Source organism: Sodalis sp. RH22, assembly GCF_047324165.1.
In the GTDB taxonomy this organism is placed as follows: Bacteria; Pseudomonadota; Gammaproteobacteria; order Enterobacterales; family Enterobacteriaceae; genus Acerihabitans.
Genome location: NZ_CP178731.1, coordinates 977,899 through 999,433, shown reverse-complemented (window position 1 = coordinate 999,433; position 21,535 = coordinate 977,899). Strand labels below are relative to the sequence as shown.

Here is a 21,535-nt window from a genome sequence, read left to right as displayed (position 1 = left end):
GTATGCTGATTACATTAAAAGCGCTGTAAACGGCGGCGGTAGGTTTTGACCCCGCCGCCGCCGTTCTGTTACGCAGGCGCTAAGGCGTAAGCCCGGCCGGCGGCAATACCGTACGCGCGGCTATCAGTCCTTAGGATCAGAACCCTTCCAGCACTAACTTGCCCCGGGATTTGCCGCTTTCCAGCAGCGCGTGCGCTTTGCGCAGATTGGCGGCGTTGATGGCGCCGAAATGCTGGGCGAACGTGGTCTGGAGCACGCCCTGGTCGATAAGCGCGGCAATGCGTTCAAGCAGGTGGTGCTGGTTAATCATATCCGCGGTTTCAAACCGGGAACGGGTGAACATCAATTCCCAGTGCAGGGACAGGGACTTGGCCTTAAGCGGCAATGCGTCGAGCGCGGCCGGATCGTCAATCAGGGCCAGGCGTCCCTGTGGCGCCAGAGCCTCGATCAGCTGCGGATAATAGCTGTCGGTATGCGTCAGGCTCGCCACGTGGGTGACATTGGCGATACCCAACTGCGTTAACTGATCCAGCAGGGGACGGGAATGATCGATCACATGGTGCGCGCCCAGTTTCAGCACCCAGTCGCGGGTTTCCTGACGCGAGGCGGTGCCGACCACCGTCATTCGGGTCAGCCTTCGCGCCAGTTGGGTGAGTATCGACCCCACCCCGCCGCCGGCGCCGATAATCAGCAGCACGTCGCCTTCGCCGCCGTTTTCGGCCACGCCCAGCCGGTCAAACAACAATTCCCAGGCGGTGACCGAGGTCAGCGGCAGCGCGGCGGCATGGGCGAAGTCCAGCGAGGCTGGTTTGTGCCCGGCGATGCGCTCATCCACCAGGTGAAATTCGCTGTTGCAGCCCGGCCGTGTAATGGAACCGGCATAAAAAACCTCATCGCCGGGTTTAAACAGCGTGACGCCCGCGCCCACCGCCTCGACAACGCCGGCGACATCCCAGCCCAGCACGCGCGGTGCGCTGACCTCCGCCTTGGCGCGCACCTTGGTGTCGACCGGATTGACGGAAATCGCCTTGACCGCCACCAGCAAATCGCGCGCTCCCGGTGTCGGTTTGGGCAGGTCGATATCCACCAGCGCCTGGGGATCCTCAATAGGCAGTCCATGGCGGGTATAGGCAATCGCTTTCATCAGTTTTTCTCCCGTAGATCGTCTTAATAAAATGCGGCCCGGGCCATCTGGCGTTCAAGCGTGGCGCAACGCCGGCGCCGGGCGCAATGCGGATTCATCAACATTCTGAAAGTCTAGACTTTTTTTTTACCGCCACCTACCCATAAAATGCACTAACACCTACTCTGTAGAAGTGTAAATCAGCGGCGGCGGAAAGCGCATGGCTATTCTGACGCATCATGTTGTATATTTGATGCACTGTGTTTATTTGCCGCCGCGGCGGCCTTCAGGCGGGAAAAGCGGTGAGTTATCAACCAGGCCCAATAGAACACTCTTACCTCGGTTCCAGCGTATACGCCAATCTGCGCCAGGCATTGATTACCGGCCAGCTGAAACCTAACGATCGATTACGCATCCGCGAACTGGCGGCGCAGGTCGGCACCAGCGTAACCCCGGTCAGGGACGCGGTATTGCAGTTGGCCAAAGAACAGGCGCTGGAGATGCGCACGCCCAAAGACATTCGCGTGCCGTCCCTTAACCAAGAACAATACCTGGAGCTGAAAACCCTGCGCCTGGAGCTGGAAGGCATGGGCGCGCAGCGCGCGGCCATGCGCGTCACCCCCGCCGCCGTCCAGCTGTTGACCGTCAATATCCGGCGCAATATTCGCGCCATTACCGAAGAGGATTGGGTGTCCGCGCTCAGGCTTAACAGCGAATTTCATTTACTGGTGGCGCAAAGCGCCATGATGCCGGTGCTGAGCAGCTTTATCGACCGGTTGTGGATGCGCACCGGGCCGCTGATTGCCCAAGCCTACGCCCAGCTCACCCAACAGATGACCATCGGCCATCACCAGACGCTGCTGGCCGCGTTGCGCCAGCGGGACGGTGACGCGGCCGCCAACGCCATGCGCCAGGATATCCTGGACAGCGATGCGATGCTGGCCCGATTTACCGCCGCCAGCCAGACGGCGCCGCCGGGGTAAACCGGTAAACCCGCTCCCGGTCAGACGTGCTGCCCGCCGTTAACCGGAATTTCCGCGCCGTTGACATAGGCGGCGCCGTTGGTGGAAAGAAAATAAATCAGCGAGGCCACTTCCTCCGGCCGGCCCAGGCGCTGCAAGGGTACCTGCCGTTCGATAATATCCTGGGTGCCGGGTGAGAGGATGGCGGTATCGATTTCCCCCGGCGCAATGGCATTGACGCGGATGCCGAAACGGCCGAAATCATAGGCCATTTCGCGGGTCAGCGCGGACAGCGCCGCCTTGGAGGTGGCATAGGCGACACCGGCGAAAGGATGCACCCGGGTGCCGGCAATGGAGGTCACGTTAATGATCCCGCCCTGGGCCTGCCGCAGCTCCGCAAACAGGCCGTTGGCCAGCAGCGCGGTGGAGAACAGGTTGACATTGAACACCCGCATCCAGGTGGCGTAATCGGTTTCGCGCACCCCCAGCCTGCCGCCGTCGGCGGCCTTGGGCGAGATGCCGGCGTTATTGACCAGCGCGTCCAGCCGCCCGCCCAGTTTTTCTTTGATAAGCGGCAGCGCGGACTCGACGCCCGCGATATCCTCCAGATCCAGATGGATGTGATTGAGCATTTTTTCGGCCCAGGGACATTCTTCCACCCAGCTTTGGCGCGAGGCGGTAAAAATCCGCCAGCCGGCCGCATGGAAATGCTTGACGGTGGCATGGCCGATCCCGCGGCTGGCGCCGGTCAGCAATAAGGTTTTCTGGTCCAAGGCGTTCACTCCCCTGTGATGCGTGATGCAACAAAATCTACCTGAAAACCCTTGCCGGGGCATCCGCTTTTTTCCGCTTGGCGCCGCCCCCTAATCACCGTTGCGCCATCTTATCTCCCGCGCCCTTCCGAGCCGCGGATGCGTGCGGAACGGCGGCGGAGCATTTCCATCACCAATAATAATATCAGCGAGGCGCCCACCATCAGCGAGGCGGCGGCGGCAATGGTCGGATCCAGGTTTTCGCGGATGCCGGCGAACATTTGGATTGGCAGGGTACGCTGTCCGGGACTGGCCAGGAACAAAGTGACCACCACCTCGTCGAATGAGGCGGCAAAGGCAAACAAGGCGCCGGAAAACACCCCGGGGGCAATCAGCGGCAGCGTTACCCTGGCAAACACCAGCCACGGCGGCGCGCCAAGGCTGGCGGCGGCGCGGGACAGGTTACGATCGTAGTTTTTCAGCACCGCGGTGACGGTGATGACCACAAAAGGCACGCCCAGCATGGCGTGCGCCAGCACCAGGCCGAGATAGCTGTTCAACAGCGATATGCGGGCGAAAAAGAAAAACAGGCCCACCGCCACGATCACCACCGGCGCTATCATCGGCGAGACGATAATCGCCATCACCAGGGTCTTGCCGCGGAACTCGCCGCGCACCAGGCCCACCGAGGCCAGGACGCCGAGAATGGTGGCCAGCAGCGTGGCCAGCGGCGCTATCAGCAAACTATTGCCCAGCGCCCCCAGCCACTCGCGGGAATGAAAAAACGCCTGATACCAGCGCAGTGAAAATCCGTTTAGCGGATAGCTGAGAAACGAGCCGGAGTTAAACGACAGCGGCACGATGATCAGCACCGGCACCACCAAAAACAGCAGTATCGCCGCGCCGTAAAAATTAAAGGCGGTATGCCACAACCGCATCAGGAACAGGCCTTCCTGTCTTATCATCATCATTCTCCCGGTTAATGCGCGGCCAGCTCCGCCTGCGTCCGGGTAACCCGGATGTAGACGATATAGAGCAGGATCACGATGATGAGCAATTGGCTGCCGAGAGCCGCCGCCATGCCCCAATTCATCGTGGTATTGGTGAAGAACGCCACAAAATAGCTCAGCATCTGGTCGCCGGGGCCACCGAGCAGCGCGGGCGTGATGTAATAACCGATGGCCATGATAAACACCAGCAGTCCCCCCGCCGCAATGCCGGCATAGGTTTGCGGCACATACACCCGCCAGAAGGCGGTAAAGGGATGCGCGCCCAGCGAAATGGCGGCGCGCATATAGTTAGGCGAGATGCCTTTCATCACGGCATACAGCGGCAGGACGATAAAGGGCAGCAAAATATGGGTCATGGCGATATACACGCCGACGCGGTTAAACACCAGCACCAGGGGCTTGTCGATAATGCCGGCATACAACAGGGCGCCGTTGATCAAGCCGCCCGATTGCAACAGCACAATCCAACTGGCGGTACGAACAATTAACGAAGTCCAGAAGGGCAGCAGCACCATGATCAGCAGCAGGTTGGCGCGGCCGGCCGGCTGTTTCGACAGCCAGTAAGCCAGCGGGTAGCCCAGCGCCAGGCAGATAAGCGTCACCACCGCCGCCATCAGCAGCGTACGCAGCAGCACCCCGATATACAGCGCCTGCCCCTCGGGCAAACGGGTTATCTCCCCGGTCTGGATATCCACCTTGCGATCAAACACCGCCAGGACATAATAACCGGTAAAAGGCCGGCTGGCCCGCTGCACCGAGCGCCAGACGGTAATATCGCCCCATTGCGGTAAGGCCTGGATCAGCGCGGCGCGGGTCATGCCCGGCGCGTCAGGCGCGGCGCGCAGCGTACGCATAATCAGCCCGCGGTAAGCGGGGCTTTCGTAGCTCAGGCGTTTTGCCACCGTGGCAATCTGCCCGTCGGCGCGCGCCCGGCGCAGATCGCTGACCAGCGCCTGGAAAACGGCCTCATCCGGCAGCGCGGTGCCGTCCCACCGGGACAGCGCCGCCGTCACGTTGGGCAGCCCGTCGCGAACCTCGGGGTTCGCCACGCTTTTTATCAGGATAGAGGCGATGGGCACCACAAAACTTATCAGGATAAACAGCAACAGCGGAGCCACCAGCAGCCAGGTGCGGCGCTTGTAAATCCTTTGCGACTGAGACAACTGCTGCTTCAGCGTGGCGGTATTTAACGTGCCGTCGTCGGCATCCCGCGCCGGCATGGCTCTACTTGATGTCATTGTTTCGTCTCCGGAATGCGTGGCGATCCCATGCCGCCAACCCTTACTGGGCGGCCCAGGCGTTAAAGCGCTGCTCAAGATCTTCGCCATGCTCGATCCAGAACTGCGTATCCACCGCCAGGGCATTGGCCAGGTTATCCGGCGACGTCGGCAGGTTGGCGGCAATCGCCGGCGCGATCAGGCCGATGGCGTTTTTATTGGTTGGCCCGTAGGGAATATTTTCCGCAAAGACCTTTTGGTTTTCCGGCTGGTTGGCGAAGGCGATAAACTGTTCCGCCAGGGCCTTATGCTTGGATCCTTTGACGATGGCCCAGCTATCCAGATCGTAGAGGCTGTTGTCCCATACCATTTTGAAATCATGCCCTTCGGTGGCGGCGGCGGCCACACGGCCGTTATAGGCGGAGCTCATGACCACATCGCCGGAAACCAGCCACTGCAGCGGCTGCGCGCCGGATTCCCACCATTGAATATTCGATTTGATTTCATCAAGTTTGCGAAAGGCCCGGTCAACCCCCACCGGCGTCGCCAGCTGCGAATAGACATCCTCGCGCCTTACGCCATCCGCCAGCAGGGCGATTTCGAGGGTAAACTTGGCGCTCTTGCGCAGCGCGCGCTTGCCGGGGAAATCCTTCACATTCCAGAAGTCGGCCCAGCTGGTCGGCGCTTTTTTCAGTTTCTGCGCATCATAGGTCAGCACGGTGGACCACAGGAAAATACCGGCGCCGCACTCGGTGGCCGAACCCGGCACATACTCGCTTTTATCGCCCAGTTTGGACCAGTCCAGGGTTTCGAACAGGCCTTCGTCGCAGCCGCGACGCAGTTCCGGGCCTTCCACCTCCACCAGATCCCAGCCTACCTGGCCGGTTTCCACCATGGAGCGGATCTTGGCCATTTCGCCGTTGTATTCCCCAGCCTCGATGTCGCCTTTGCCCGATGCTTTAAACGGCTGGTAAAAGGCTTTTTCCTGCGCCACTTTGTTCTGGCCGCCGAAGGAAATCACGGTCAGTGTTTCCGCCTGGGCCTGGAAGGCCAGCCCGACCAGCAATGTGGATACCGCTAATTGTTTCAACATATCCTGTCCCCTAAAAAATGCGCCAACGAAAAGTTAAATGATGCATCATACATCAAGCATCTTTCGTGCCACTCTGGCATTTTTTCTTCAGGGAGTCCGCACGCGGTGAATACGGGGGTCTGGCGTGGAAGGGATGCCGGGTTGCACCCGGGTTATGCGTTAAAGCCGTGCAAAGTTGCAACAGGTTGCACCCTGGCGATGCAGCCGCGTTTGCTTCCCCGGCCTGTATCGGCGACAGGCCGGGAAAAGCGGGTTATCACGCTGAGGCGATAGCCACGCACAGGTATTTCATTTCCAGGTATTCGTCGATGCCGAAGCGCGATCCTTCACGACCGAGCCCTGACTGCTTAACGCCGCCAAACGGCGCCACTTCATTGGAGATAAGACCGGTATTCACGCCTACCATGCCGTACTCCAGCGCTTCGGGCACGCGCCATTGCCGGGCGGCGTCGCCGGTAAACACATAGGCGGCAAGCCCGAATTCGGTGGCATTGGCCAAAGCCACGGCCTCTTCTTCGTCGCTAAAGGGGAACAGCGGCGCCACGGGTCCAAAAGTCTCCTCGCGGGCAAAACGCATCTTGCCGGTGACGTCGCCTATCAGGGTCGGTTCAAAAAAGGTGCCGCCCAAGGCGTGGGGCTTACCGCCGGCCAGCAGCGTGGCGCCCTGGGACAACGCGTCGTCGATATGCGCGCGCACTTTGTCGACGGCATCCGCATCGATGAGCGGCCCCTGCGTGGTGCCTTCCGCCATGCCGTCGCCCACCTTAAGCCGCGCCACTTCGGCTACCAGCCGGGCGACCAGGGCGGGATAAATGCCCCGCTGCACATAGATACGGTTGGCGCAAACGCAGGTCTGGCCGCTGTTGCGGAATTTCGAGGCCATGATGCCGGCCACGGCGCTGTCCAGATCCGCGTCGTCAAACACGAGTACCGGCGCGTTGCCGCCCAGTTCCAGGGAAAGTTTTTTGATAGTTGGCGCGCATTGCGCCATCAGCAGACGCCCCACCTCGGTCGAGCCGGTGAAGCTCAGCTTGCGCACCACGGGACTGGCGCACAGCACCTGTCCCACATCGGCGGCGGGGCCGGTGACCACCTGCAAAACGCCGCGCGGAATACCCGCCTGTACCGCCAGCTCGGCCAGGGCCAGGGCGGTAAGCGGCGTTTGTTCCGCGGGTTTAACAATCATGGTGCAACCTGCCGCCAACGCCGGGGCCACTTTGCGCGTAATCATCGCCGCCGGAAAATTCCAGGGCGTGATCGCCGCGGTCACGCCGATGGGCTGCTTCAGCACCAGCAGCCGCTGCCGGGCCTGGGGCGACTGCAGCACGCTGCCCTCCACCCGTTTTCCCTCTTCGGCAAACCATTCGATAAAGCTGTTGGCATAGGCGATTTCGCCGCGCGCCTCGGCCAGCGATTTACCCTGTTCGGCGGTCAACAGCCGCGCCAAATCCTCCTGGTGCGCGACAATCAACATAGCCCATTTTTGCAGCAGCACGGCGCGTTGTTTACCGGTCAGCGCCCGCCAGGACACCAGCGCCAGCGCTGCGGCATCGATGGCGCGCGCCGTTTGGGCGGCGCTCACCTGCGCCACCTCGGCCAGTATTTCCCCGGTCGCCGGATTGGTGACGGCTTCGCGCGCGCCGCTGTCGCCGTCGCACCATTCACCGTCGATCAACGCCTGGTGACGGAGCAATTGCGGGTTATTAAGCTGCATCATCTTTCTATCCTTACGTATTTATGACTTGAGCAACCGGCTCAGCAGGTCCAGCGCCGCGGTGAACTGATCATCGGGGATGGTGAGCGGGTACAGAAAACGAATCACATTGCCGTGCACGCCACAGGTCAACAGCAATAATCCCTGTGCCAGCGCCTGTTTTTGGATACTCTTGGCGTACTGCGCGTCAGGCTTGCCGGTAGCCGGGTCGGCAAATTCGACCGCCACCATGGACCCCAGCCCGCGCACGGCGGAAATGGACGGACACGTCTGCCGGGCCTGTTGCAGCACTTCCACCAAATGGCCGCCAAGGCGCTGGGCGCGCTGGCAAAGCTGTTCTTCATCAATTACATCAAGCACCGCCAGCGCGGACGCCACGGCCAGCGGGTTGCCGGCGTAGGTACCGCCCAGCCCGCCCGGCGCCGGAGCGTCCATCACCTCGGCGCGGCCGGCGACGGCGGAAATGGGGATGCCGCCGCCCAGGCTTTTCGCCATGGTAATCAGATCCACTTTCACCTGCGGGCAGTGATCCATGGCGAACAGCCTGCCGGTACGGGCAAAGCCGCTTTGCACTTCGTCGGCAATCAATAAAATGCCGTGCTGGTCGCACAGTTGGCGCAGGCCGACGATAAACTCGGGCGGCGCGACGTTAAAGCCGCCTTCCCCCTGCACAGGTTCGAACAAAATGGCCGCCACCTGATCAGGACTGATATCGGTATGGAACAGGCTGTCGATGCTGGCCAGGGCCTGGTCGACCGACACGCCGTGCAGCGCATTGGGATAAGCCGCATGGAAAACCTGTCCGGGCAGCGGCCCGAATCCCAGTTTATAGGGCGCGACTTTACCGGTCAGCGCCAGCGTCAGCAGCGTACGGCCATGGAACGCGCCGCCGAAAGTAATGACGCCGGGGCGTCGGGTATAGGCGCGGGCTATTTTCACCGCGTTTTCCACCGCTTCCGCGCCGGTGCTGAACAGCGTGGTTTTCGCCGGGCCGGCCACCGGTACCCGGGCGTTGAGCTTTTCAGCCAGTTCGACATAATTGCCGTAAGGCACTATCTGATAGGCGGTATGGGTAAACAGCTCCAACTGCCCTTTGATCGCCGCGACGATTTTCGGATGGCGATGGCCGGTGTTTAATACCGCGATGCCGGCGGCGAAGTCGGTATACTCGCGACCCTCGACGTCCCACAGCGTGGCGTTTTCCGCCCGCGCGGCATAAAAATCACACATTACGCCGACGCCGCGCGGCGTGGCGGCCAGACGACGTTGGTTCAGTTCGCTGTTGTTCATGGTGCTGCTTCTCCCAAAATGGTGCGGCTAAACGTGCGCTATTACAGATCCCAGCCTAACTCCCGATTCTATTTATCCGCTTTGTGGCTCTATAATCCAGTGCCAGTTTTAATTTTTTGCAGGTGCCAATTGCGTTCGTTATTAACCGATATGCTGCTGCAGCATCTCTCCGCCCGCACCGGGGGGCCGCTGCACCGGCGTTTATATGACTGTATCCGCCTGGCGATCCTCGACGGCGGTATTCGCGCGGGCAGCCGCCTGCCGCCGACGCGCGACCTGGCGAAAGAACTGGCGCTGTCGCGCAATACCGTCAGCGCCGCCTACGAACAGCTGCTGGCCGAGGGCTATATATTTACCCGCGCCGGCAGCGGCACCTTTGTGACCGATCATATGCCCGACGGGGCCATGGCGCCGGTGAACGAGCAGCAGCCCGTCTGCGAGCGCCCGGCCGGGGAAGAATTTTCGGCGCGCGGCGCTAATTTGCTGGCCCGGTCGGGCGCCTCGCCCCATCAATGGGGGGCGTTTATGCCGGGGGTGCCTGATGTGTCCGGCTTTCCGCACGGTCTGTGGCGCCGTATCCATTCCCGGCTTATCCGGCGCATCAAGCCCGATTACCTCACCTATTCGCGCATGGGCGGCAGCCCGGAACTGCAGCAGGCGCTGGTGGATTATCTGCGGGTGGCGCGTTCGGTGAACTGTAGCGCGCAGCAGATTATTATTACCGAGGGCACTCACCAGGCCGTCGATCTGCTGGCCAAAATGCTGTGCAATCCCGGCGATCGCGCCTGGATTGAGGAACCCAGCTACTGGGGCATGCGCAATGTGTTAACCATCAACGGCGTCGACGTACAGCCGGTGCCGGTGGATGATCAGGGTTTAAACCCGCCGGACACGGCCGTTGCGTCGTCGCCGCGGCTGATTTGCGTGACGCCGTCACATCAGTACCCCACCGGCGCGGTAATGAGCCTGCAGCGGCGCCAGCGCCTGCTGGCGCTGGCCCAGGAACATAACGCCTGGGTGATTGAGGACGATTACGATAGCGAGTTCCGTTTTTCGGGCAACCCTATTCCCGCGTTGCAAAGTCTGGCGCCGCAGGCGCCGGTTATCTATATCGGCACCTTCAGCAAGACACTGTATCCGGGCCTGCGCATCAGCTATATGGTGCTGCCGCCGGCGCTGGCGCAGGAGATGCGCGTGGCCCACGCCGAACTGTATCGCGGCGGTCACTGGATAACGCAACTGGCCCTGGCGCAGTTTATCGCCGAGGGACATTACGCCTCCCATATCCGCCGCATGCGCCTGCTGTACGGTAAGCGCCGCGCCGTCCTGAGCCGCTTGATCCTTCAGCATCTGGGTGCGGACGCGCTGCGCGACGACAGCAATGCCGGCCTGCATCTGGTGATGTCGCTGCCGGACGATGTCGATGATGTCAAGCTGTCGCAGGCGGCGGGACGGCAAGGCGTTTATGTCAGGCCCCTGTCGACCTATTACCTCGGCCCGGCGCGCAAAAAAGGGTTATTGCTGGGATATGCCTGCGTGGACGAAGAGCGGATAGAAAGCGCCTTTATGACCCTGCTGGGCTGCATGGGACAACCGGTGTCCGTTGCGCCGCCGCGTTGATACGGCGCAGATAGTGGCGAAGCCGCCCGCGCGGCGCCTGAACGGTAAGGGTTGCAGTATTAACGGATTGCCGCTTTGTGGTGCGGTATGCCGGCGACATCAGCGCGGCAATCGTCAAGGCGCCCGACCTGCTGGGGGAACGGCAAAGAACGCCGGCGCGGTCTCTTGTTTACGGATAAAAAGCGCAGAAATTCATGAGCTTGCTTACCTTAAGCCTGCCCAGGATATTTGCCTTTTCAGCGTGGAAATCGCTTGTGGCGGTGCGGGCGCGATGGTAAATATACTCACCGTAAGCACAAAAACATGCCGCCCGCCTTAGGATAAGCATATTTCGTGCCATAACCTCGTCGGCAAACCGCTGCGCCTGCTTAACTCCCATTAACAGACGTCGTTTCCGAACCGGTCTAGTTACGAGGTTGGATTTTCTTATGCAAAATTACGTGAGTTTTAAAAATATTCAAAAGACCTACGACGGCGACAAGCTGGTGGTGAAAAATCTCAACCTGGATATTGGCGAAGGCGAATTTCTGACGCTGCTCGGCCCGTCGGGTTCCGGTAAAACCACCAGCCTGATGATGCTGGCGGGGTTTGAAACGCCCACCCAGGGCGAAATTTACCTGCGCGGCCAGCCGCTGCACCATCTTCCACCGCACCGGCGCGATATCGGCATGGTGTTCCAGAATTACGCGCTTTTTCCCCATATGACGGTGGCGCAGAACCTGGCCTTTCCGTTGTCGATTCGCCGCATGAATAAAGCCGATATCCAGGAAAAAGTGGATAAGGTATTGGATCGGGTGAAGCTGACCGCCCTCGCCGACCGCTATCCCGCCCAGATGTCCGGCGGCCAGCAGCAGCGCGTGGCCCTGGCGCGGGCGCTGGTGTTTGAACCCAAGCTGGTATTAATGGATGAACCGCTGGGGGCGCTGGATAAACAGCTGCGCGAGCATATGCAGATGGAAATCAAGGCGCTGCACCAGGCGCTGGAGTTGACCATCGTCTATGTCACCCACGATCAAAGCGAAGCGATGACCATGTCGGATCGGGTGGCGGTGTTCAACGACGGCATTATCCAGCAGATCAACAGCCCCAGCACGCTGTATGAGGAACCGCAGAACAGCTTCGTGGCCCAGTTTATCGGCGAGAACAACGGCCTGCTGGCTACCCAGGCAGGCAGCGAGGATGAATTTTATCGCGCCGTCCTGGATGACGGCACCTCGCTGCGCGCGCTGAAGGTACGTCCCAGCTCGCCGGGGCGCAAGATCATGCTGTGCATCCGGCCGGAGCGCGTCAGAATCAATGTGCCGGCCGGCCAACTGCCGGCGGGGTCGCAGCAAATTAGCGCCAGGATTACGCAGTTTATCTATTTGGGCGATCATGTGCGCATGATAACCGAGGTGGCGGGACAACCCGATTTTATGGTCAAACTCAGCGCCGCCGATTTGGACCCCGCCTGGGTGCCGGGCGGCGCGGTGACCCTGTCCTGGCAGGAGCGGCATCTGCGGGCGCTGGACGCCGTGACCCTGCAATAAATAAAGGCTGGCAATGCCAGCCTTTATTACTTTGGATATGCGCCAGGCGCCGGCCTACATTTTACATGCCGCTTCCCTGTACCTGGCGCCATCGGTGCGGCCCACCACTTGGTCTCCATTAAACAAGCTCACGACCGGGCGCCCGTTATAACTTCCATCCTTAGTCCAAAAACCCTCTGAATTCGCTTCCGTTACTGCTTCACCCGGCCAGCCGCCGGGACGCGCGCCCCATTCCCCAAACATACTGCCCACCGCCCGCTGATTGACGCCGGAGGTCAGATCTGCCGCCACCAGCATTGATTTACCATTGGAGGTACACAATGTTTGAGTATCATCCCACGAATACCTGTTGGTGGAATTAGGTCGATAATAGGTAAGCCATTTTCTTACAGTAAATTTATAAGTGTAATAATACTGATCACCACGCGCCATCAGGGTGACCTCACTGCTGGGGCGGGCATTAAGGGTAACAATACCGTTCTCATCTATTGGCGCGTTTACCGCATTCGAACTGCTCCAGGTCAAACTGCCATTGTCGCCGATGTTGCCCATAGGGTTGATCTGGAACCTTGGCTTGCTGCTGCCGGCATACGGCCCCGCATCAAAACCCACGTTGGGGAAACCCGAGTTTGGCCCAAAGCTGTGAGGATTAGCGACGGGCGAAACGGAATTGATCGCCCGGGGAGACAGGAAGATTGTATCTTGCGTGACGTCCACGCCGTCTACCTGAGCCGTCACGGTGGCGGTACCGCCACGAGTGTTGGTGAAGGTAACCTTGGCTTTTCCATCCGCGCCGGTGACGGCATTTGCCGGCGACGTCAGGCTCGCGCCATTGTTCACCGAGAAAACGACGCTCTTGCCCTCCATCCCGGCGCCCATGCCATTCTCCACCAACAGCTGTACTTCATTATATTCCGCGCCGTTGTCCAGCGACCGGTTACGCAATACATCAAGCGTCAGGATGGCCGGTGAGACAATAAAACTCAATGGCGCGCTGGCTTTGGTGAAACCCGCCACCGCGGCGTTAACCACGACCAGACCGGCCTGGTCGCTGGTGACGTCGACGGCCAGCGTACCGTCGGCGGCAGTGTCGCCGCCCTGCCGGGAAAAGGTGACGCCGGGGCTGGCGGAGGCAAAGGTGACCGCCTGCCCGGCAACCGGGTTATCGTGGGCGTCGCGCACCCGGACCTTGACCTGATGGGCCTCAAGGCCGGCCTCTTTATCGCCGGTGGTGATGACCTCTATCAAGGTGGTATTTTCCGCCGCCGCGCCGGCGACAAAAGTCATGCCGTCGCTGGCTAACGTAAAGCCCGCCACCGTGGCGAAGACCGTTACCGCGCCCGCGCGGGTACTGGTGACACCCACGTCGATAGTGCCGTCGGCCGCTGTCGTGCCGCCGGGATTGGACAGCGCGGCGCCAGGGGTGACGGTGGCAAAGCTGACCGCCTGCCCCGCAATGGGATTGCTGTTGGCGTCGCGCACCTGGACCTTCACCCGATGGCCGTCGCTGTCGCCGGCCACCTTATCACCGGTGGTCAATACCTCTATGGTGGAGCGGCTCTCCGACGTGGGGCCGGCGACAAACTGCATGCCGTCGCTGGACTTGGTAAAGCCCGCCACCGTAGCGCTGACCACTACCGTGCCCGCCAGGGTATTGATGACGCCGACCTCGAGGGTGCCGTCGGCCGCCGTATCGCCGCCGGGGCTGGAAAGCATGGCGCCGGGACTGGTGGTGGCGAAGGTGACCGCCTGCCCCCTGATGGGATTATCATTGGCGTCGCGCACCGTGATTTTCACCCGATGGCCGTCGCTGTCGCCGGCCACCTTATCGCCGGTGGTGACCACCTCGACGGCGGTGCGGGTTTCCGCTGCGGCGCCGGCGACAAAACCCATGCCGTCGCTGTCCCGGGTAAAGCCCGCCACCGTGGCGCTGACCACTACCGTGCCCGCCTGGTTACTGGTGACACCGACCTCGAGGGTGCCATCGGCCGCCGTATCGCCGCCGGGGCTGGAAAGTGTGGCGCCGGGGCTTGCGGTGGCGAAGGTCACTGCCTGTCCGCCAACCGGATTGTCATTGGCATCGCGCACCGTAACCTTCACCCGATGGCCGTCGCTGTCGCCGGCGATCTTGTCGCCGCGGGTGATCACCTCGACGACGGTGCGGGTTTCCGCTACGGCGCCGGCGACAAAACGCATGCCATCACTGGCTTTGATAAAGCCCGGCAACGCGGCGGAGACAATGACCACCCCCGCCCGGTTGCTGGTCACATCCACCGTCAGCGTGCCATCCTCACCGGTTTCGCCGCCGGGGATGGACAGATGCGCGTCATCGCCCGCCGCCACCCATTTCACCACCGCGCCGGCGACCGGGTTGTCCTGGGCGTCGCGCGCGGTTACCCGCACCTGATGCGCTTGTGAACCCGCAATCTTATCTCCCTGGGTCAGCACCTGGATAAGGGTATTAGCCTCGGAAGCTTTGCCGGCAATAAACGTCATCTCAACGCCGCTGGTGGTAAAATCGCCCACCGTGGCGGTAACCGTTTGCAGCCCCGCCCGGGAGGACACGACGGTCGCCATCAGGGTGCCGTCGTCACCGGTAACATCGCCCTCCAGGGGGGTTACCTGCGCGTCGTTGTCGGCGCCAAAGCTCACCGCCTGGCCGCCGATGGGATTATTAAGGGCATCGCGCACCGTCAGCCTGACCCGATGCGCGTCAATGCCATCCGCCGCCTTATTTCCCGTGGTCAGGACTTCAAGCTGTGTCTGGGTTTGGTCGGCGCCGCCGGCCACAAAGGCGACGGCGGCCTGCTGCGACGAGCCGTCCAGGCTAGCCCGCGCCATAACGGGACCGACGGTGCGGGAGGTAATACCGGTTTCGGTAAAGCCGTCGTCATCGCTCACCGCCGTGGGGGATAATACCGTGGCGCCGTTATCGGCGCTGAAAGCGACCGTCTCGCCGGGCACAGGGTTGCCGTTGCCATCGATAACCCTGGCCCGGACGCGAATGGCGGTTTGGCCATCGGCGACCGCGTTGTTGTTCTCTACCGCCAGGCTTGCCAGGGTAATGATTTCCGGTGCGGTCACATTCACCGTGGTCACCGCCCGATTGGAGAGATTCCCCCGGTTATCATGGGCTATCGCGTTGATGCGATAGGTATTATCCGCCCCCGGGGTACCCTGGTAGGCCGGCATGACAACGGTTATCGCCTGCGGAGAAACCTGGGTGATACGCCCGCCGCTCGCCAGCAGCGGCGCGCTGTCCCAATCAATGCGATCCAACCCGTGTTCGGCGGTGATGTCGGCGGTTAAGGTAACCGACGTGCCCGCCGCACCGGTGATTTGGGCCGGTAGCGCCAAACGGATCAGATCCCGCCGCTGATAATCGAGCACGATATTATAGTTGCGGTCGACCAGATCGTAGCGGCTGCCGGCCAGGGTTCTGGACGGTCCGACTTTAGAGGAATCGAGATGCGACTGCCAGGATTCGCCCAGCCGGTAATTCAGCTGGAAATTCAGGCTGCTGTCGTTCGCGCCGCCTTTGCCGGTCCGGTGCTGCGCGCCGACGGTGAACAAGGGGATGGGCGTATAGTTAATGCCGGCGGTCAGGGCATAGGGATCTTTTTGCCGACTATCCTTGCCGAACAACGCCACCTCATCGCCGCGGTATTGCTCAAACATCAGCGAACCGCCCAGCTGTGGGTAAGATGGCAGCCAGGCTTGGGCGCGCAGATCGAACCCGTTGGCCGGCCGTTCGTTATAGTCGGCGAAATCCCGCGACGGGTGCCAATCCGTCAGGCCGAAATAACTATTGGCCGACAGCCGCAAATAATCCGTCCAGGCTTCGGCCCCGACGCCGAGCCGGCGATTGTTGCCGGTAATATCGTTATCATAAAAAGTATTGGCGCCGTACAACCAGCCGTCCTTTTCGGTGCGCACGCCCAGGCCGAGATTCACCGTATTGCGCTGGTCGCTGTTACGCACCCCTAATTGCGAAAATACCGTCGAGCGTTCGGTATCCCGCAGGGGAACCAGCAAATCCACCGCGCTGTCGGTAAATCTGAAATTCCGGTCGGCGTTGAGCTGGACGCGGGCGGTGCCGAACTGGTTCAGCCATTGCTCGCCCGCCTGCCCGGCGCCGCCCACCACGCTTGAACGCGCCAAATCGGCGGCGGCGCCGCCGGTGTTGCCGCCCGAGAACAGGGAGCCGGCCGTCTGTGCGCCGCGCGCCAGCTTATCCTCTGCCTGCGAAGATGACTGGACCGGGATGGCTGAGTTAAACAAAGACGTGTGGCTGCGGGGAACGTCGATCTCGTCGCCGGTGCCCAGCGCGGAAAACGATTTGGCGAAATTGCGCAGTCCATTGAGCGTTTTTAGCTCTTCCAGCGTCAGGTTATAGCGTGTCGCCACCGACAATGTCGTCTCGCCCGGCCCCAAAACATAAGGAACCGTGGCGATGGCCATTAAGGGCGCCGCCGTTGACGGCAACGCTGCGGGCGCGGCTTTCGCCATGGCCGGCGTAAAAGACAGGCTAAGCGGAAAGACTATCTGGAAAGCAATATTCAGCCACGCCACCGCACGCCAACGTTGATGAATTACCGGCGGCGGCGTAGATTGGATTTTTTTCATTTGATAATAGCTAAAGAGATTCTTAAAAAGCATCAATTTATCCCACTGGTCAATAACTTCAATTCCCGGCCATATTAATCCGCCGTCGGCAAAGGTTATCCGGCGTAACAAGACCCCATTTAAATAGTGTTACAGGCCAGCATAACTGGCAGCAATATCGAAGAAAATAGCTTTAGTCGATAATATTGCAGACCATACCAGAAATGAAATTAAAAATATTCACTTGAACCATTAAATAGATAAAAAATTACAAATCCTTTAAATTCATTGAATTGCATTAACTTGGTCACTATTTAATTTTTTTAATTAATCTTTAATTTCCTGTAAACTCAATAAACATAACTCATAATATTTTATGGCCGATATACCTGAATATGGCCTGTATTAATGCTACTACGTGCATTAATTGGCAATCTGCATTCATCGTGGGATAACGGCGCTTAAAGGGATAATATTCATGAAGAAGATGACGTATCCTTGCTGGGACCTCGGGTTTATCCGGGTTAACAGGGGCCATTAAGGCAGCTTCATTTATTTAATAAATAATATGAATGAATCAGGAAAGCAGCAGGCGTGAAGGGGGAGAGAAGCGGGTATTCCCTGCCGACTGAGGCAGGAAAAGGGAATACCCTGATTATTGATTACGGCGTATGAGCGGTCATAACGCCGGTTATCTGCGTACCAACCGGTAAATCCACAGCACCACGATAGCGCCGATCACCGCCACGACAAAACTGCCGAAGTTAAAGCCGTCGACGCGTCCATAACCAAAGAACGTGCTGATATAACCGCCGACCACGGCGCCGATGATACCGAGAATGATGGTAATGATAAATCCGCCGCCGTCCCTGCCCGGCATGATGAATTTAGCGATAATGCCGGCGATAAGTCCAAAAATAATCCAAGATAAAATTCCCATAACAACACTCCTTTATAGCGATTGCCTGTACTTAAAAATCCGTGATGGATACCTAGCCTGAAAGAGCAGTACCAGAAACCTGTTTTATTATAGTCAATGCTCATGATTATGCTGGAAATAATACAGAGAACATCGAGTACCGGAATAGCAAACACCGGGCGCGATGTCCAGGCCTAAAACGGCAGGCTGGTGATGTCAACCAAGGTTAACGTCCCGCCGAAGACCGCGCCGGTATCAATATAGAACTGATTATAAAAATGCCTGACGCGTTCGAGCGGCGTATGGCCGAAAAAGAAGTGCGTCGCGCCGCTGATGGGCGCCCCGCGCCCGCGCTGGTTGCGGTTGATGCGCTGCCGGCTCCACACCACCAGCTCGGGGTCGACGGTCTGCTGGTAGCGATAATTGTCCAGGGGATAATCCGCGTGCGCGATCACAATATGACGCTGCGCCATTTCAAGGTCGATAATCAGCGGCAGATAAGCGCAGCGCTCAATCAATGCCGCCGCCCGCCGCCGCTGTTCCTCATCCAGGCGCCAAAACCATTGGCCGCCGTTGGCCAGCCACAGGTTCTCTTCGCCGCGGGAAAGGGCGTCGATGGCCATTTGCTCATGGTTGCCGCGAACCGCGCAGAACCAGGGTTGTTCAAGCAGTTCCAGGCATTGCAGGTTTTGCGCGCCGCGATCGATCAGATCACCGACCGAGATCAGCAAATCGCGCGCGCGATCAAACCGCTGGCGCGCCAGTTTCGCCAGCAGCAAATCGTAACAGCCATGCACATCCCCGACCACGAAGGTACGCCGCCAGTCGTCTGGGTTGATTTTGCGGTATATCTGTTCCGGCATCATCTGATTCATCATCCCCCCCGATAAGCTCAAGGCCATCATTAACAGCATAGCAGGCTGGGACACGCGGACATCAATAATCTCGCCATGGGGGAAATCGATGATAAAACGTCATTAAAAGCTGTTAAAACAGCCTGATAACGGGCAGCATGAAGGTCTGCACCTTTGTCCGGTATGCTGTATGAATAAACGCCACGCCCTGGTTTCGCTGAATATCGCGGCCTTCTTTTTTGGCCTTTCAGGCATTTTAGGTAAAGTCATTACCACCTCGCCCGCCGCCATAGTATTTGGCCGCGCGCTGTTCGCGGTGCTGGCGTTATCGCTGCTGATGCTCGGCGTACGCGGCTTTCGCTGGCAACGCATCAGCGGCGGCAGCGCTCTGGTGGTCATTGGCGCCAGCGCTATCCTGGCCGGGCACTGGCTCACCTTCTTCATTTCGGTCAAAGCCTCGGGCGTGGCGATTGCCACGCTTGGATTCGCCAGTTTCCCGGCCTTTACCACCCTGTTTGAAAGCATCGGTTTCCGGGAGCGCATTTCGCTTAACGAGATCCTGCTGATCGTCCTGATTTGCCTTGGCCTGATGATGGTCTGCCCGTCGTTTGATATCAGCAGCGGCAGTACGCGCGGGTTTTTATGGGGAATTTTATCCGGCGCGCTGCTGGCGTTGCTTATTATCTGCAACCGCATTACCGCCATCAGTATCCGGCCGGTACAGGCGGCGTTATGTCAAAACGCCGTTATCTGCCTGCTGATGCTGCCCTTCGCTTTCCACGCGTTGCCGCAAGCCTCCGCCGGCGACTGGTTTTACCTGATGCTGCTGGGGGTATTCTGTACCGGCGTGGCGCACAGCCTGATGGTCACCAGTTTACGTTTCGTCAAGGCGCGCGCCGCGGCGGTGTTTTTCGCCCTGGAGCCGGTCTACGCCATTCTTTTTGCCTGGGCATTGTTCGGCGAACGGCCGACCCCCGGCATGTTTGCCGGCGCCGCGGTGATTATTCTTTCAGTAACGGCGTTTTCACGTCACGATAAAAAAGCGCCGTCTGAGCGGCAAGCCTGACGGGCGAAGGCGCGGGGGAAAGCGCGGGGATTGCCGGCGAGGGACGGGGTTCCCCGCCGGTGGTTGCCGTGCCAGGCGGTTAGCGGATCATCGGCAGCTTAAGGCCGTATTTTTCCGCGCAGGCGATGGCCTCGGGGTAACCGGCATCGGCATGGCGCATCACGCCGGTGGCCGGGTCGTTCCATAATACCCGCGCCAGGCGCTCATCGGCCTTCTCGCTGCCGTCGCAGACGATAACCATGCCCGCGTGCTGGGAGAACCCCATACCCACGCCGCCGCCGTGATGCAGACTGACCCAGGTGGCGCCCCCGGCGGTGCTGAGCAGGGCGTTCAGCAACGGCCAGTCGGAGACGGCGTCCGAGCCGTCTTTCATCGCTTCGGTTTCACGGTTGGGCGAGGCGACCGACCCGCAGTCGAGATGATCACGGCCGATAACAATCGGCGCTTTCAGCTCGCCGGTGCGCACCATCTCGTTAAACGCCAGCCCGGCGAGGTGACGTTCGCCCAGCCCCAGCCAGCAGATGCGCGCCGGCAGGCCCTGGAAGGCGATGCGCTCCTGCGCCATATCCAGCCAGTTATGCAGCAGCCGGTTGTCCGGAAACAGCTCCTTGAGCTTGGCATCGGTCTTATAGATATCTTCCGCATCCCCCGACAACGCCACCCAGCGGAACGGCCCCTTACCTTCGCAAAACAGCGGACGGATATAGGCGGGTACAAAACCGGGGAAATCGAAGGCGTTCGCCACCCCCTCCTCCAGAGCCACCTGGCGGATATTGTTGCCGTAATCCACCGTCGGCACGCCCATTTCATGGAACGCCAGCATCGCCTTGACGTGTTCGGCCATCGACGCCCTGGCCGCGCTGATAACGCTTTGCGGATCGTCTTTTTTGGCCTGGTTCCATTGTTCCAGGCTCCAGCCGGCCGGCAGGTAGCCGTTGAGCGGGTCATGGGCGGAAGTCTGGTCGGTGACGATATGCGGACGGGCGCCGCCGCCGGCGGCGCGTTTGGCCAGCTCCGGCATGATCTGCGCCGCATTGCCCAGTAGCCCGACGGAAATTGCCTCGCCTTTGGCGCAGGCGTCTTCAATTAGCGCCAGCGCTTCGTCGATGGTAAACGCCTTGCGGTCGAGGTAGCGGGTGCGCAGGCGAAAATCTATGCGCGACTCCTGGCATTCAATGGCCAGCACGCAGGCGCCGGCCAGCACGCCGGCCAGCGGCTGGGCGCCGCCCATGCCGCCCAGGCCGGCGGTAAGGATCCATTTCCCCTTGAGATCGTTGTCGTAATGCTGGCGGCCCGCTTCGGCAAAGGTTTCGAAGGTGCCCTGCACGATGCCTTGGGCGCCGATATAAATCCAGGAGCCGGCGGTCATTTGCCCGTACATCATCAGCCCGGCCCGGTCCAGTTCATGGAAATGTTCCCAGGTGGCCCAATGCGGCACCAGGTTGGAATTGGCAATCATCACGCGCGGCGCGTCCACATGGGTGCGGAACACGCCGACCGGTTTACCGGATTGCACCAGCAGGGTCTCGTCTTCCTCCAGGTCGCGCAGGCTTTGCAATATGGTTTCGAAACAGGGCCAGTTACGCGCCGCCTTGCCGATGCCGCCGTAGACCACCAAATCGTCGGGACGCTCGGCGACATCCGGATCGAGGTTGTTCTGGATCATGCGGTACGGCGCTTCAATCAGCCAGTTTTTGCAGGTCAGCGTGGTGCCGCGCGGCGCGCTGACGGGACGTGAAACGGCATTGCTAAAATCGTATTTCATCAGGGGTTCCTTTATC

General features: G+C 60.2%; 15 protein-coding genes. 4 read left to right on the top strand and 11 right to left on the bottom strand.

From position 1 onward, the window contains the following. Positions 1 to 136: 136 nt before the first annotated feature. Positions 137 to 1,144 (bottom strand): zinc-binding alcohol dehydrogenase family protein, encoded by a 1,008-nt coding sequence (locus ACL2XN_RS04580; protein ID WP_413730391.1) that lies wholly within the window; start codon positions 1,142 to 1,144, stop codon positions 137 to 139. 281 nt (positions 1,145 to 1,425) lie between these two features. Here ACL2XN_RS04580 and ACL2XN_RS04575 point away from each other — a divergent pair, with 281 nt between their 5' ends. Beyond that, positions 1,426 to 2,106 carry a GntR family transcriptional regulator gene (locus ACL2XN_RS04575; RefSeq protein WP_410014943.1) on the top strand — a complete coding sequence of 227 codons (681 nt, stop codon included), beginning with the start codon at positions 1,426 to 1,428 and terminating at the stop codon, positions 2,104 to 2,106. Between the two features lie 20 nt (positions 2,107 to 2,126). On the opposite strand, the gene ACL2XN_RS04570 is transcribed toward ACL2XN_RS04575, so the two are convergent. From ACL2XN_RS04570 to ACL2XN_RS04545, 6 genes are all read right to left on the bottom strand, one after another. Continuing rightward, entirely contained in the window at positions 2,127 to 2,858 is a 732-nt protein-coding gene (locus ACL2XN_RS04570) for an SDR family NAD(P)-dependent oxidoreductase (RefSeq protein WP_413730390.1), read from the bottom strand. Between the two features lie 110 nt (positions 2,859 to 2,968). Continuing rightward, positions 2,969 to 3,808 carry an ABC transporter permease gene (locus tag ACL2XN_RS04565; RefSeq protein ID WP_410014941.1) on the bottom strand — a complete coding sequence of 280 codons (840 nt, stop codon included), beginning with the start codon at positions 3,806 to 3,808 and terminating at the stop codon, positions 2,969 to 2,971. Positions 3,809 to 3,816: 8 nt separating this feature from the next. Continuing rightward, positions 3,817 to 5,085 (bottom strand): ABC transporter permease, encoded by a 1,269-nt coding sequence (locus ACL2XN_RS04560; protein ID WP_410014940.1) that lies wholly within the window; start codon positions 5,083 to 5,085, stop codon positions 3,817 to 3,819. A 43-nt stretch (positions 5,086 to 5,128) separates the two neighbouring features. Continuing rightward, positions 5,129 to 6,157, bottom strand: coding sequence for an ABC transporter substrate-binding protein (locus tag ACL2XN_RS04555; RefSeq protein ID WP_410014939.1), 1,029 nt, complete (start codon positions 6,155 to 6,157; stop codon positions 5,129 to 5,131). Positions 6,158 to 6,413: 256 nt separating this feature from the next. Then, positions 6,414 to 7,871: an NAD-dependent succinate-semialdehyde dehydrogenase gene (locus tag ACL2XN_RS04550; RefSeq protein WP_413731068.1), complete on the bottom strand. Its 1,458-nt coding sequence runs from the start codon at positions 7,869 to 7,871 to the stop codon at positions 6,414 to 6,416. Between the two features lie 21 nt (positions 7,872 to 7,892). Beyond that, positions 7,893 to 9,161: a 4-aminobutyrate--2-oxoglutarate transaminase gene (locus ACL2XN_RS04545; protein WP_410014938.1), complete on the bottom strand. Its 1,269-nt coding sequence runs from the start codon at positions 9,159 to 9,161 to the stop codon at positions 7,893 to 7,895. A 129-nt stretch (positions 9,162 to 9,290) separates the two neighbouring features. Here ACL2XN_RS04545 and ACL2XN_RS04540 point away from each other — a divergent pair, with 129 nt between their 5' ends. Continuing rightward, the gene (locus ACL2XN_RS04540) at positions 9,291 to 10,781 is read left to right on the top strand and encodes a PLP-dependent aminotransferase family protein (protein ID WP_413730389.1); all 1,491 of its coding nucleotides are present in this window, start codon (positions 9,291 to 9,293) and stop codon (positions 10,779 to 10,781) included. Between the two features lie 428 nt (positions 10,782 to 11,209). After that, positions 11,210 to 12,310 (top strand): ABC transporter ATP-binding protein, encoded by a 1,101-nt coding sequence (locus ACL2XN_RS04535; protein ID WP_410014936.1) that lies wholly within the window; start codon positions 11,210 to 11,212, stop codon positions 12,308 to 12,310. Positions 12,311 to 12,364: 54 nt separating this feature from the next. On the opposite strand, the gene ACL2XN_RS04530 is transcribed toward ACL2XN_RS04535, so the two are convergent. The 3 genes from ACL2XN_RS04530 to ACL2XN_RS04520 form a co-directional block, all read right to left on the bottom strand. Then, on the bottom strand, positions 12,365 to 16,936 hold the full coding sequence (locus ACL2XN_RS04530) for an Ig-like domain-containing protein (protein WP_413730388.1): 4,572 nt from the start codon (positions 16,934 to 16,936) through the stop codon (positions 12,365 to 12,367). A 670-nt stretch (positions 16,937 to 17,606) separates the two neighbouring features. Beyond that, on the bottom strand, positions 17,607 to 17,855 hold the full coding sequence (locus tag ACL2XN_RS04525) for a GlsB/YeaQ/YmgE family stress response membrane protein (RefSeq protein WP_410014934.1): 249 nt from the start codon (positions 17,853 to 17,855) through the stop codon (positions 17,607 to 17,609). A 173-nt stretch (positions 17,856 to 18,028) separates the two neighbouring features. Next, entirely contained in the window at positions 18,029 to 18,709 is a 681-nt protein-coding gene (locus tag ACL2XN_RS04520) for a metallophosphoesterase (protein ID WP_413731067.1), read from the bottom strand. A 169-nt stretch (positions 18,710 to 18,878) separates the two neighbouring features. Between ACL2XN_RS04520 and ACL2XN_RS04515 the strand changes: the two genes are divergently transcribed. Beyond that, the gene (locus ACL2XN_RS04515; protein WP_413730386.1) at positions 18,879 to 19,754 is read left to right on the top strand and encodes a DMT family transporter; all 876 of its coding nucleotides are present in this window, start codon (positions 18,879 to 18,881) and stop codon (positions 19,752 to 19,754) included. Positions 19,755 to 19,833: 79 nt separating this feature from the next. Here ACL2XN_RS04515 and hutU read toward each other — a convergent pair whose 3' ends face one another. Then, on the bottom strand, positions 19,834 to 21,519 hold the full coding sequence (hutU, locus tag ACL2XN_RS04510) for a urocanate hydratase (RefSeq protein WP_410014932.1): 1,686 nt from the start codon (positions 21,517 to 21,519) through the stop codon (positions 19,834 to 19,836). Positions 21,520 to 21,535: the final 16 nt, after the last annotated feature.